This window comes from uncultured Paracoccus sp. (genome assembly GCF_937873615.1).
Taxonomy (GTDB): Bacteria; Pseudomonadota; Alphaproteobacteria; order Rhodobacterales; family Rhodobacteraceae; genus Paracoccus.
The window spans coordinates 1-12,388 of sequence record NZ_CALMYP010000072.1 but is presented as its reverse complement, the minus strand read 5'-3'; the positions used below and the strand labels follow the sequence as shown (position 1 = coordinate 12,388).

The 12,388-nt window shown below is 63.5% G+C and carries 13 protein-coding genes; 4 read left to right on the top strand and 9 right to left on the bottom strand.

The annotated features are described in order from the left end of the window. Window positions 1–16 precede the first annotated feature (16 nt). The 7 genes from Q0330_RS19015 to Q0330_RS18985 all read right to left on the bottom strand — a co-directional run bounded on the left by Q0330_RS19015 (window position 17) and on the right by Q0330_RS18985 (window position 5,432). Complete coding sequence (locus Q0330_RS19015; RefSeq protein ID WP_299483443.1) at window positions 17–742, bottom strand: DNA methyltransferase; 726 nt, start codon at window positions 740–742, stop codon at window positions 17–19. A 329-nt stretch (window positions 743–1,071) separates the two neighbouring features. Beyond that, on the bottom strand, window positions 1,072–1,836 hold the full coding sequence (locus Q0330_RS19010) for a hypothetical protein (RefSeq protein ID WP_299483441.1): 765 nt from the start codon (window positions 1,834–1,836) through the stop codon (window positions 1,072–1,074). Continuing rightward, entirely contained in the window at window positions 1,775–2,290 is a 516-nt protein-coding gene (locus Q0330_RS19005; protein WP_299483439.1) for a DUF488 domain-containing protein, read from the bottom strand. The genes Q0330_RS19010 and Q0330_RS19005 overlap by 62 nt, the downstream gene beginning before the upstream one ends. Then, on the bottom strand, window positions 2,287–2,757 hold the full coding sequence (locus tag Q0330_RS19270) for a hypothetical protein (protein ID WP_342666589.1): 471 nt from the start codon (window positions 2,755–2,757) through the stop codon (window positions 2,287–2,289). The genes Q0330_RS19005 and Q0330_RS19270 overlap by 4 nt, the downstream gene beginning before the upstream one ends. Next, on the bottom strand, window positions 2,754–4,100 hold the full coding sequence (locus Q0330_RS18995; protein WP_299483437.1) for a recombinase family protein: 1,347 nt from the start codon (window positions 4,098–4,100) through the stop codon (window positions 2,754–2,756). The genes Q0330_RS19270 and Q0330_RS18995 overlap by 4 nt, the downstream gene beginning before the upstream one ends. Beyond that, window positions 4,090–4,980: a hypothetical protein gene (locus Q0330_RS18990; RefSeq protein ID WP_299483435.1), complete on the bottom strand. Its 891-nt coding sequence runs from the start codon at window positions 4,978–4,980 to the stop codon at window positions 4,090–4,092. The genes Q0330_RS18995 and Q0330_RS18990 overlap by 11 nt, the downstream gene beginning before the upstream one ends. After that, window positions 4,977–5,432: a DUF2924 domain-containing protein gene (locus Q0330_RS18985; protein ID WP_299483433.1), complete on the bottom strand. Its 456-nt coding sequence runs from the start codon at window positions 5,430–5,432 to the stop codon at window positions 4,977–4,979. The genes Q0330_RS18990 and Q0330_RS18985 overlap by 4 nt, the downstream gene beginning before the upstream one ends. A 227-nt stretch (window positions 5,433–5,659) precedes the next feature. Between Q0330_RS18985 and Q0330_RS18980 the strand changes: the two genes are divergently transcribed. Both Q0330_RS18980 and Q0330_RS18975 read left to right on the top strand, forming a co-directional pair. Then, on the top strand, window positions 5,660–7,927 hold the full coding sequence (locus tag Q0330_RS18980) for a hypothetical protein (protein ID WP_299483431.1): 2,268 nt from the start codon (window positions 5,660–5,662) through the stop codon (window positions 7,925–7,927). 424 nt (window positions 7,928–8,351) lie between these two features. Continuing rightward, window positions 8,352–9,068 carry a sigma-70 family RNA polymerase sigma factor gene (locus Q0330_RS18975; RefSeq protein ID WP_299483429.1) on the top strand — a complete coding sequence of 239 codons (717 nt, stop codon included), beginning with the start codon at window positions 8,352–8,354 and terminating at the stop codon, window positions 9,066–9,068. On the opposite strand, the gene Q0330_RS18970 is transcribed toward Q0330_RS18975, so the two are convergent. Both Q0330_RS18970 and Q0330_RS18965 read right to left on the bottom strand, forming a co-directional pair. Continuing rightward, window positions 9,056–9,490, bottom strand: coding sequence for a type II toxin-antitoxin system VapC family toxin (locus tag Q0330_RS18970; RefSeq protein ID WP_011748362.1), 435 nt, complete (start codon window positions 9,488–9,490; stop codon window positions 9,056–9,058). The genes Q0330_RS18975 and Q0330_RS18970 overlap by 13 nt on opposite strands. Next, window positions 9,487–9,726, bottom strand: coding sequence for an Arc family DNA-binding protein (locus tag Q0330_RS18965; RefSeq protein WP_011748361.1), 240 nt, complete (start codon window positions 9,724–9,726; stop codon window positions 9,487–9,489). Before Q0330_RS18965 ends, Q0330_RS18970 begins: the two co-directional genes overlap by 4 nt. A 123-nt stretch (window positions 9,727–9,849) precedes the next feature. Here Q0330_RS18965 and Q0330_RS18960 point away from each other — a divergent pair, with 123 nt between their 5' ends. Together Q0330_RS18960 and Q0330_RS18955 are read left to right on the top strand one after the other, a co-directional pair. Next, on the top strand, window positions 9,850–10,050 hold the full coding sequence (locus tag Q0330_RS18960) for a hypothetical protein (protein ID WP_018000084.1): 201 nt from the start codon (window positions 9,850–9,852) through the stop codon (window positions 10,048–10,050). Beyond that, the gene (locus Q0330_RS18955) at window positions 10,047–12,272 is read left to right on the top strand and encodes an AAA family ATPase (RefSeq protein WP_299483423.1); all 2,226 of its coding nucleotides are present in this window, start codon (window positions 10,047–10,049) and stop codon (window positions 12,270–12,272) included. The genes Q0330_RS18960 and Q0330_RS18955 overlap by 4 nt, the downstream gene beginning before the upstream one ends. The last annotated feature ends 116 nt before the right edge of the window (window positions 12,273–12,388 follow it).

The following is a 12,388-nucleotide window of genomic DNA, read 5'->3' as shown; positions in this document are numbered from 1 at the left end:
CCTTGCGGAGCCTGAATCACGTCAAACGCACGAAATCAATGGGTCTGGAGCCTAGTCGTAGATACTCTTTTTCGTCGATCGTGACGACCAGAATTGAATCGTTCGGATTTAGCAGCGACTTCGAAACCTGCAGCCGACGCTCCATCATCGCCAGCCACTTCGAGTGTCGATACAGATCTTCTGACTCGACATAATCGTTGTTGTATTTCCAGTCGCGCGCTCCGGTATTGTAGGGTGGGTCGATGTAGATGGCGTCGATCTTGCCGCGATGCGTGTAGGTCAGCGCCTCCAGCACATGGAAGTTCTCGCCGTTGATCACCGTGTGGTACGGCTTGTCGCCGCCGCGCTCCACCCGGCCGGTGCTGACCAGGCCGGGGTAGATGTAGTCCCGGAACTCAGCCACCACGACCAGATCGGCGACGGCGACCTCCACCGTCTCTGGCGCCTCGGCATCGATCAGCTCGACCACCGCCATTCGCGCTTCGCCTTCGCCGTCAATTCGCTTGACGCGCCACAGCCGCTGGTCTGCGCGCTGGACAGAGCCCCGCGGCGGCAGGATGCGTACCTTGTCGCCCCGCCGCACGGGGCGGCCGGGCAGTTCCACGCTTTCGGGGCGGTGTCGTTCGAAGTTCAGACCAAAGGCCCGCCGCGACGCCAGCGCCTTGAACTCCCGCTCGAGCTCATCCCCGAGAGCGCTGTCCCTGGCCTTTGCCCGGGCGATCAGATCCGTCAGACGCGACATTGCCAGTCCTCGTTCCTCTCACCCGCAGCTGTACCGCACCCGAGATGCCCCGCGCGCGCCGTGTGAAGCAAGGCATGCGCGCGCTCGTCCGCAGGCGTCCGGTGGGCAGGCAAGGTGGTAGGGATCGCGGTCGCGGCTGTCATCAATTCTATGTCCTGTCAGGCGGCGACGGACTTGCCGAACGCCCTGCGAAAATGAGCTGACAGAACCGCCGTTTACGCGCGCAGACTAAACCGCAAGTGCATGATGAAGCAAGCCGAATGGCGGCTTGCGCCCGCAGTCCTCGGCTCCTGTCTGCGCCAGGATGGACAACAATGGCCATCCGATTTTCAGAACAGCGACGTCTGACCAGTGTCGTCCACACGGAGGACACCCAGCAACTGCCATGTGTGATGGCGCTTGGCCATGTTGCCGACGCAGAACAAAATGCCTTTCCGAGGGTATTCCTCGTTGAAGGTCTTGCTCATCCAGTCCAGCGCAGCCTGGTCGGATCCCTCCCGCCGACGGCCGTTGAAGAACATGGCGTGGGCTTCCCAATCGCCATTCGCGCAGTCGTGGGGGCCCGTGCCATCTTCGAACTTGAAGCGGAAATCATAGGGACTGGGTTCGAGCGCCTTCAGTTGCTCATCGAAGAACGACCCCTGGCGCGCGGCCTCCGCATACAGTCGCCGTTCCTGTTCGATCTCATCCGGCTTTTTGGCCTTGTAGAAGAACCGGGTATTTCGCGGCCGGATCAGCGCAAGCGACCTGCCAGCCGCCTCGGCTTCCTTGATGGAGGCAGACACGAGCGGGCTGAGAAACGACGCTCGATCCTTCGGCGACATGCTGCCGTTCACGGTGATGCTGTCTTCCATCACATGGCAGCTCTCCGCACGACGATCACTGGTCGGCGGCCTGAACTTGAAATCGACCCAGTCCCAGCGCTTGAACGCAGCGCCGTCGGAAAGATGCCGAAATCGGATTGGGAACAGGCGCTTGAATTCGCCGTGGGCTGTCACCCCGGCGCAGCAGACAGTTTCCCCGTGGTTGGCGCTACGCTGCGGTAAGGCCTTCACCAGAATGGAAACGCGGCAGTTTTGCAGCGTGACGGACATATCGCTCCGGATCATCAGCGAACAGATTGAATACCTCGAAGCCCGTCTCTTCGATCACTTCGTGCGCAACGATTGTCCTGTGGCAGGTTTCCGGATCGCGCTCGAAACAGAGCAGGCAAGTCGGCGCATCCTGAACGAAATCGATCAATTTCCGCAGCGATTCTTGCGCTGGGGTTGTCTCGATATGCGCGCCGTAAATTGAACGAAACAGGTCAAAATCTCCGGCCCGGGCTGCTTCGCGGCCGGGTTTGGGATCGCCAAGGGCGATGAAATGCGAATATTCGATACCTTCGTCGGCAAGACGCGCAGCCAGCTTGGTTTTCGAGAAGCCGGCCTTGCGCGATGCAGCGACCGCGCGAACATCGGCCAACCTTTCGACGCCAGCCGCTTTCAGCGTCCTGACGAACCGATCAATGTCGGTTCCCTCATAGCCAACCGTGAATACTACGTTCATGCCTGCCCCTTTTCTTTGACGGTAACATGCCTTGGTTCCGACGTGAATCCCCTGATTTGCCGCAGATCTTGAGGTGTCGCAGCTTCGCCAAGCGCACGCTTCTGCTCGCTCCAGTCTTCCGACAGAGGTTGCCGCAGGACTTCCAGCGTCAGGTGGCGCGGCTGACGTCCGTCGAGGATCGACTCAACCAGGTCTGGGGACAGATGCGACAGGCGCATCGTCCTCGTAAGGTATGGTGCAGCGATCCCCTCTCGCTCGGCCAGTTCGGCGATGGTGGCGAACTCACCCGACTCGAGCATCCGCTTCCAGCGGAAGGCGCGGGCCAGCGCCTTGACCAGCGTGCTGTCCGGCGTGCGCTCTGGTCGGACGCGGTCGGGCAGTTGCATCTCCTTGCGTCCGCCGCGCTTCACGATGCGGAATGGCACGTGGATTGTGACCGTCTCGGGGACCGCCGTCGCGCGGGTCATGCTGCTGCTCCGATGCTGCCAGACAGCATCTCGCGCGCGAGCCCTCCGAGGCCGTCCATCCGGAGCCGGAAGTTGAGCCCGTTCGTGCCGATATCGACGCGCTCGACCAGCAGCGAGACAATGCGCGCCTGCTCGGCGGGGAAGAGTTCCTCCCACAGCGGGTCGAGCTGCTGCAAGGCCGCGCGTGCGTCGGCCTCGGAGATGTCTTCGGCGTAGGCACGCGCCGCCTTCAAGGTCCCCGCAACAATCTCCGGCTGGCGAAAGACGGCGCGAAGCTGGTCGATCACCGCCGCCTCGATATCGCCCGCGGGCACGCGGCCGACCGGGCACGACCCAGCGCCATGCTTCAGCACCGTCTGGCTGACATAGTAGCGGTAGAGCCGGTCGCCCTTGCGGGTATGCGTCGGCGAGAATGCGGCGCCATCGGGCCCGAACAGTAACCCCTTCAGCAGCGCGGGCGTGTCGGCGCGTGTACGGGCGGCGCGCTTCCGGGGGCTCTCCTGCAGGATCGCATGGACACGGTCCCACGTCTCGCGGTCGATGATGGCGTCGTGCTCGCCGGGATAGCTGTCGCCCTTGTGGACCGCCTCGCCGATGTAGGCGCGGTTGCTGAGCATCCGGTAGATGTATTTCTTGTCGATCCTGTTGCCGCGCGGCGTCCGGAGGCCCCGCGTGCCGACCTCCCGCGCCAGTTCCGTGCAGGACCCGATCTCAAGAAAGCGGTCGAAAATCCAGCGCACATGCGTTGCGGCTTCTTCGTCGACCACCAGTTTCCGATGCCCGACGCGGTAGCCGAAGGGCGGCACGCCGCCCATCCACATGCCTTTCCTGCGGCTCGCGGCGACCTTGTCGCGGATGCGTTCGGCGGTGACTTCGCGCTCGAACTGGGCGAAGGACAGCAGTATGTTCAGGGTCAGCCGCCCCATGGATGTGGTGGTGTTGAACGACTGCGTGACCGAGACAAACGTTACGCCGTTCCGGTCGAACACCTCGACCAGCTTGGCGAAGTCGGCGAGCGAGCGCGAGAGTCGGTCGATCTTGTAAACCACCACCACATCGACCAGCCCGTCCTCGATGTCTTCCAAAAGCCGCTGAAGCCCGGGGCGGTCCAGCGTCCCGCCAGAGATGCCGCCGTCGTCATATTGATCGCGAACCAGCACCCAGCCCTCGGAGCGCTGGCTGGCGATGAACGCCTCGCAGGCCTCGCGCTGGGCATGCAGGCTGTTGAATTCCTGCTCCAGTCCTTCCTCGGAGGATTTCCTTGTGTAGACGGCGCAGCGGAGCTTGCGCAGGATCGGTTTTTTGGTTTCCGCCGCTTTTCCGGCGGGGAGATCACGACGCATCGCTGACCCTCCCGATGAACTGGCGCAGGGTGGCGCGTTCTTCGGCCTCGACCTGTTTCAGATGCCGCAATTCCCAGCTCGGAAGGTGATCCTCGATCGCGTCACGCACGATCTGTCGAATCCGGTCTGGCGGAATCGCGTCGAGTTCGGCCGCGAACTCATACGGCCAACGCTGATCCGCGATCGTGTTTCGCTTGGCGGGCCGGGTCGGCAGACGCTCATGAATAACCTGCTCGTAGGTCAGGCCGAGATGATTGAAGCGGACCGGCACGTCGAAATCCTGCCCGAAACGCGTCACCTTTTCCTCGAGAGAGAGGGCCGCGTCCTGACCACTCCTGTCGAAATCGTAGAACGCGTAGATGACCAGCGTCTTGCCCGTATCGCGCAGGGCATTGACGGCGCCATAGGCAAAGGTCTCCGACGAATAGCCGCCGGTCGGCATCAAGGGCACATCATATTCGCTGGTGACCGGATAGATCACGCCGGCCAGTGCCGATTTTTCCAGCCAGATTTCGACCGCCTCGTCGGAATCGGCCCACAGGGCCTTGCGGTAGAGCAGCGCGGTGTTTGCCAGCGCTTCCTGCCAGCCATCATAGGTGCGGGGCTTGCGCATGTAGCGGGTGGCATCGGAGATGTCGCCATAGGGCAAGCGCCCGGCGCGGCGCAGGTCAAGAACCTGCACCTGCACTTTGGCGTAGCTTCCCTCGGTCTTGTCGATGCCGGGAATGCCGGCCACGGTGGCGGCGTAGAAGAGCTGACGGACCGTCACCGGGCCATGCTGGTCGGCGTAGTCAATGAGGAACTGCGCGCGCGCCTCCATCTCGTCCTGCGAAGCGCGGCGGCGCTTTATGGGGCCAGTCTGATAAGCGTTGTCCATCATGTCCGCCTCCGGTGATTTTTTAGGCCAAAAAACACCCAGCCGTTCCAGCGTGTGCCGGTGATGGCGCGGGCGATGGCCGACAGCGACTTGTAGGGCCGCCCCTGCCAATCGAAGCCATCAGCCGTGACCGTGACGATGTATTCGACGCCCTGCCATTCGCGCAGGAGGCGCGTGCCAATGATGGGGCGGGCGCGATCGGCGCGGATGCTGCGCCTCGTCCGGTCGCCGCCGTCCAGTTCCTCGCCCAGCCGTTCCAGCCGACGCACCGTCTCTGGCTTCAACCCGCCATAGGCGAGTTCCTGAATGCGGTAGGCCAGTCGGGATTCAAGGTAGCGGCGATTGAACGGCGGCGGCTCGCTATCGAACAGGTCGCGCCATCGCTTCTTCAGGTCGGGCGTTGGGGTGGTCTTGAGCGCGGCGAGGCGCGCTGGGATGGGATCGGGCTTGTTCATGCATTTCTCCGGTGCGTTGGAGTTGCATGACGGCATTGGTCGGCCGGATAGTGTAGGCAATGTTCTCCGGTATCGTCAGATAATTCGCCCCTATCCCGCATCCGCAACCGAACCAGCCCGAGCGCCAGCAGGCCGCACAGTTCGGCGCGGCGCTCGGCGGCAGTCATCAGGAAGGGTGACAGAGGGTTGGGCCGTTTCATCATCAGTAACTCGCAGGGTTCTCGATGATGAAAAGCCGGTTCAGGAAGCAAATCGGGACAGCGGCCGAAGATTCTTTGCGTTGGGCGTCAGGTGCGGTTAGTTTTCACGAAAGCTTGATCACGGAGGTCCGCGTGGTTCGTGCGCCCGCCAAATCCTGTCCCAACCTGTCGGGGCTGTTCGACAATGCCGAGCCGCCGATGATCGCCGCATTTCTGCGAATGCGGGTTTTCGACAAACTGACATGGCTGGTTGATTACTGCTCCGACCCCGATGAAACGGATGGGGAGGTGCCCGCCGCGGCCATGCTGCGCGATCAGCGGAAGGAGAAGCTGTCACCCCTCGAAACCGAGGCAGCTCGTATCGTCAACATGTCGTCAGATCGCGGCCAGTTCGCGCTGGACGGACTTGTCCGCACCAAAATGCCGCCCGACCGGAAACGGCAATTCGATGGGCAGCGCGACTCGCTGGCACGCAGCTTTTGGACCTATCTCAACGAGCCGATGCTGTTCGAGGCTGCAGAGAACACCCTGCATTTGCGGCTCTACCGCCGCTATGACCGCCACTACCAGACGTTCATGGTCGCGCCTGTGCAAGACGGCGTGGCTGATGTCGCCTCATCGGCGCTGGACACCCTGCTGGACGATCTGCGGGATAGACTCGATCGGGGCGACGGATATGAAGTCGACCGGTTCGCCATTCCCCAGGACGGCGATGAGCCCGCCGAGGTCATGTACCTTGTGGTTCACCCGGAAGCTCCTACCAGTGTGCGGGAACTTCACGACGACGGGCAGCGCACGACAATGTATTTCCGCCCACCAGGGGAAATCATGATCGTGCACACCCCGAGTACCGGGCGCGTGCATGTCCGTGCTGGGACCCGAAAGCTTCGCCACGATGCGGCCGAGAGCTTCATCAGGACGGTCCTCGAACAGGAGCCCTCGCAACAACCTGTCGATTTTCAGGCCTACGACATCGCGCGGTTCTTTAACGGGTTCGATCTGGAACTCCCCGAGTTCGACGATGCAAGCATCCTGCGAGCTCGCGTGATCCGCGTGGACATCAGTATCGGAAATCTCGCCAACAGGCTGTCGGTCTCGACGTCGCTGAATGACGACATCGGCCAATTGATCAGCGAACAGCCTGGTCTCGACAGGATTTTCTGCAATGCCCTCGCGATCCGCTTCGTCGAGATCGCAGTTCAGTACCGTCGTGCAGGCGCTGATGCCGTGCGCACGCTCGACTTCACCCTGACGGATCGGAATACGACCAGCCTACTCGGAGTGGACGATCCATTCGAGCGCGTCCTCGGTCACCGCTTGCTCCGCCACTGGGGCATATTGCGTGATGGTCGCGCACCGACGCCCAGAGAGAGCATGGCGGTGCTGCCTGCGTTGCTGGCTTTGTGGAACCTGGGGTCTGACCGCATAAACGGTGCCTGGCTTCACGAGCGGGGAGTAGACGTCAAAACCCTGCTCGATCTCGGGTTCCTGGTCCCCTCAGGTTGGGAGGGTGACGACGTGATCGACGATGAAGACGATTTTGCGGAACATGTGGCAAAGGTCGTGGAGCGTCCTGAGGGACTCGAGCTATACTCGACCGATGGCCAGTCATCGTCGGCCGCGCTGCCGGAGCGCTACCGTGTCTATCGGATCCGAGACGGTTGGGTCGCCAGCCACCTGCGCGAGCAGCTTGGCAAGGCGCTGGACATCGCAGCGATGGAGAACATCCGGCCCGACCTCATCGCGCTCGGCGGTCTCGAAATCGACGGAAGTGACGTGCCGCTCTATGTCGCCCGCAGACTCGAGGACGAGCGGGTCCGCGCCGCCATCGATACCGAGCTTCGCGCGCGGGACAAGCAAGGGATCGGGCTCGTCCTGCAGGCGGGGGACGCCGCCGGCTCCTGCGTGGCAGCAAATGTGCTCGCGAGACTTGCCGACCATATCCTGCTGGAGGCAACCGAAATTGCCGTAGACATGACGAGCCTCATATCGACGTTTCGTCGGAACCGATCTCTGGCCCAAGGTGGCGCTGCCGTGGAGTTTCACAAGTCGGGCAACGGCGCCGGTGTGCTGAGTGTCCCCGGAAAAGGCACTATCGATATCGTCGGTGCCCAGCGTGTCATGGTCATCGATCGTCTGGTGCAGGCGTATCCGACACCCATGAAAACAGACGACATGGTTGCTGGCATTGGCAACCAATCACTCGGTAACATCTTTGGTCAGTCCTTGTGGAGCAAGCTGAAGGCCGACTTCCTGCGCTCGCCCAAACGCGGCTTGTGGGAAATCGCGACCTGACCGCCAACTCCGTTCCAACTCCGTTCGGGGGGTCTGACTAACTCCGATTCTCTGCTTCATTTGAGGTGCTCCATCAACGAAGGAGCATTCCAAATGCCGAACCAAATCTCCCACCTCCCGGCAGTGCGCCGCACCCTGGACCGTACACCCCGCAGGTCCGGAAATGACTGGCGTTGCTGCCGCTGCGGCGCACTGCTTGGCATCCACCGTGACGGGCTGATGCATGTGAGCTTCGCGCGCGGTCACGAATACCTCGTCAGCTTCCCGGCGACGGCGACCTGCCGCCGCTGCGGCACCCTGAACCAAGCCACTGGTGCGGCGCGCTAAGCCGCGCCGTTCCACCCGATTTCCCGATCATCAGAGGCGCATGACGCCCTGAGGCCCGAGAGAGGCGCTGGACGCCCGGCCGGAAGGCTGGCGTCCCGTGTCTTTCTCCTGGTCCGCGATCCGCGAGGATCTCGCCCGTTCGTCGTCGACCCTGCAATCTCAACGCGATTATCGTGCCGTCCGGTCGACCGAACTGTCGCTTCGGCCTTACACCGATATCGTCGGGCTGCTCGGCGCCCTGCATCATGGGCATCTCGATTTCGATGGGCGAAACGCCATTCTCGCTGCCCTCGTGCGCAGGTCACAAAGCCGCGATCGTCCCGCGGGATTGGCCCTGCACGTCATGCTGCTTTCTTTGTGGCCGGGGCTCGATGCGATCCGCAACCGCTGCCTGCGTCGTCGTGTCGGCACTGCTGACGAGATCAGCTCCGACCTCCTGGCCCGCAGCACGGAAATCATCCGGACCCTTGATCTCGGTCGCGTCACCAATATCGCCGCCACCGTGCTAATGAACACCGAACGCGATCTGTTGCGCGCCCATCGACGCGAGATCGACCGCCAGCAATCTTGCGCGGAGGTAGAACCCGACTGGATTGCCGCGCCGCCGTCATGGGCGGAACGGGCCCGGATGCGGGCGGAATTGCGTGCTGATATGTCGGCGGTAATCGGGTCAGATGCCGATCTGGTCCTTGGCGTCGCGGTGGACGGCTTGAATCAGATCGAGATGGCAAGCGCGCTCGGCCTGTCCGATGGGGCGGCGCGGAAGCGTTATCAACGCGCCGCCGCGCGCCTGCGAGGCCATTACCGGCCTTGAGCCGCCTCGTGCCACGGATCCACCACCTCCACGCCCATGGCGGCGAAGGGCGCGGTGTCGCGGCTGGCGACGGGATAGCCCTGTGCCGCGGCAATGGCAGCAATCGCGCCATCGGCAAAACTCACGGCCTGTCCCTGCCGGCGCGCCGTTGCCATCAATACTCCGAAGGCACTGGCAGCGGCCTCGTCGAACGACAGGATACGTGCCGGAAATACCTCGGCCAGCATCTGCTCGAGCCGCGCGTCAAGATCGTCCCGACGCCGCCCAGCGTCCAGGCATGCAATGCCGAACCGCAACTCGGCCAGGCTGATGGTGGTCAGGTGCAGGGTGGTCAGCTCTTGCCGGTTGAGCCAGTCGATCACCCGCGGCTCTGGCGCCGGCTTCATCGTCTCCGAGACGACATTGGTGTCGAGGATGATCATTCGAAACCGGCCGGCTTCGCGGGCGTCCGGTCGCGTTCGACCGAAAGGTCGTCCGTCTCGGCGCCGGACCAGATACTGCGCATCAGATCACCCGCGCGCGGGCGCGACTGCGGCAGCACCGCGCGGGCAATGATCTCGCGCAACTCGGCCTCGGCGCTGCGACCATGCGCGGCGGCCTGCGCCTTCAGCGCGCGATGCACCTCTTCCGGGATCTGACGCACGACGATCTGGGCCATGATGAAGCTCGCTCGATATCAATTTTAATTATAGATATCACATTTGATCGCGGCTTCAATGTCCCGATCGGCCTTCGGGATTGGCTTTTGAACAGGTGAAGCCCCTGTTCACGAGCCCTATCGATGACACTGCCGCCCATTCCGCCGCCTGATCTCCTGAAACGCCTGCCGGGGTATTACCGCCGCTGGGAGCTGACCGAGCTGGTGATGCCAGACCGGTATTACTTCTTCGAAGCAGCCGGCCAGCATGAGGATGGCGAGGACCTCTTCGCGGTCTATATCCAGCCCGCCGATCTGGAGCCCGGCGAAGGGCGGCTACAATGAGCGTGCCGGCGGTCGATCCGGCGCAGATCGCGCTCTTTCTCGATGTCGTCTTCTCCTGGTGCGACGGGCTGATCCCCTTGCGCGGCCTGCCCGAGAAGGGCGTGACGCCGCCCCCGCCGAGTGATCTGCGCTGGTTGCCTGCCGATGCGGGTGCGCCCGCGACCATCGCGGGCTGTGCCGAGGTTGCCGCGCCCATCGGCCGAGCCATCTATGTCATCCCCGGCACGGTGGCGCAGTGTGGCGAAGCCCGCGCCGGGCATGTGCTGCAGATGCAGGCCCTCGTGGTCGATCTTGATCAGGGCGATATTGTCGCCAAGCGCGATCACCTCATCCGCCATCTCGGTCCCGCCACGCTCACGGTGGAAAGCGGTGGTATCACCGAGGGCGGTCAGAAGAAGCTGCATCTGTGGTGGAAGCTGAGCGAGCCCGCGCATGGTGCGGATATCGCCCGTCTTTGCCGCCTGCGCGCCGAGATCGCCCGCAAGGTCGGTGGTGACGGCAGCTTCGGTTCGGCGCACCAGCCGGTGCGGGTGCCGGGCACCATCCATGGCAAGTACGGACTGAGGTCGCAGGTCCGGATCATCGATCATCAGGCGATCGAGGTTGATCTGGCCGAGTTCGAGACTCGGGCGATCGCCATGCCGGCCTTGGCAGAGCCGTCGTCGTCGGGCACGCCCCTCGACTTCAATGCTGATGCAAAACCCTCCGTCGATGAGGTGCTGACCACACCTGTGCGGGAAGGCGCGGCGGATGACTGGACACGGTTCCAGGGCGCCAGTGCCGCGATCGGCCATTACCTGCGCCAGGCCCATGAGGGGCGCATGACGCTCGATGAGGCCTGGGAGGCGATCTGCAGCTATAACGCCGCGATGCTGCGCCCGCCATGGCCCCAGGATCGGCTCAAGGCCGAGACACGTCGCCTGTGGCAGCGACATCTCGAACGCAACGGACCTGCGCAGCCGCCGCGGCAGGAGGCGCCGACAGGCCCGCTGGACTGCTTCAGCCTCGGCCAGCTGCTCGATGACCGCAGCGCGCTGCCCGACGACATCATCGCGCCGCGCGTGCTCACACCGGGCGGCCTGCTGGTCCTTGGCGGAGCGCCCAAGGTCGGCAAGAGCGACTTCCTGATCTCCTGGCTCGTGCACATGGCCGCCGGCGTGCCGTTCCTCGGCTTTACGCCGCCGCGGCCGCTGCGGGTGTTCTACCTGCAGGCGGAACTTCAGTATCACTACCTGCGGGAGCGCCTTCACCAGATCGGTTTGCCGCCCGAGGTGCTCGACTCCGCCCGCGATGGCTTCGTCGCAACGCCGCGGCTGAAGCTGCTGCTCGATGGGGGTGGCGTGGCCCGTGTGGCTGAGGCGGTCCGCTCCGCCTTCCGCGACAGCCCGCCCGACGTCCTGTGCATCGACCCGATCCGCAATGTCTTCGACGGCGGTCCCGACAGCGGCGGCGAGAACGACAACAGCGCGATGATGTTCTTCCTGCGGGAGCGCGTCGAGGCGCTGCAGGCGGCGGTCAATCCCGATGCCGGTGTCATCCTCGTCCACCACACGAAGAAGCTCTCGAAGCAGCAGGTGAAGGACGATCCCTTCCTGGCCCTCTCCGGCGCCAGCGCGCTCCGGGGTTACTACACCACAGGCCTGATCCTGCACCGCCCGGACGAGGACAGCACCGCCCGTCGCCTCGAGATCGAACTGCGCAACGGACCGGCGCTCGAGCCGAAGCTGGTCGACAAGATCGGGGGCACATGGGTTGAGGTCAGCCGGCTCTTCGAACGCGTCGTCGGCCAGGAAATCGGCGCAAAGCACGACGCCGAGCGCGATCGCAAGCGCGACGTCATCCTCTCGATCCTGCTCGCCGAGGCCGCCGAGGGGCGGCTCTATACCTCGACGCAGTTCCGCGAGGCATTCGAGAACCAGTTCGGCCTTGGCAGCCAGTCGACGATTCGTGACCGGATCAATGTGCTGAGCACCAAGGGCTATATCCGCTTCCTGCGCGATGGCACCGAATTCGGCCACGAGGTCGTTCGCTCGAGGTTCGGATATCTCTGCGTCCACGGCATGGTGTTCGGCAGCGAGGCGCAGGTCGATCCGGAGTCCGGCGAGGTGCTGTCGACCGGCAAACCGGTCGTTCCCAGCCACTACAAGTCGCCCGCCAACGGCCTCTGCATGGAGCTGGAGGACCCCTGCAACTGGCCCGATCCGGAGGACGACCATGCGTGAAATCGTCCTCGACCGCGGTTGTTCGTCCTGCCGGATTTCTTGTTCGACCTCAGGACAATCAGTAAGCGGCGGCCACGCCCCATTGAATTGATGTGTTTCTGACGCCTGACGCGCCT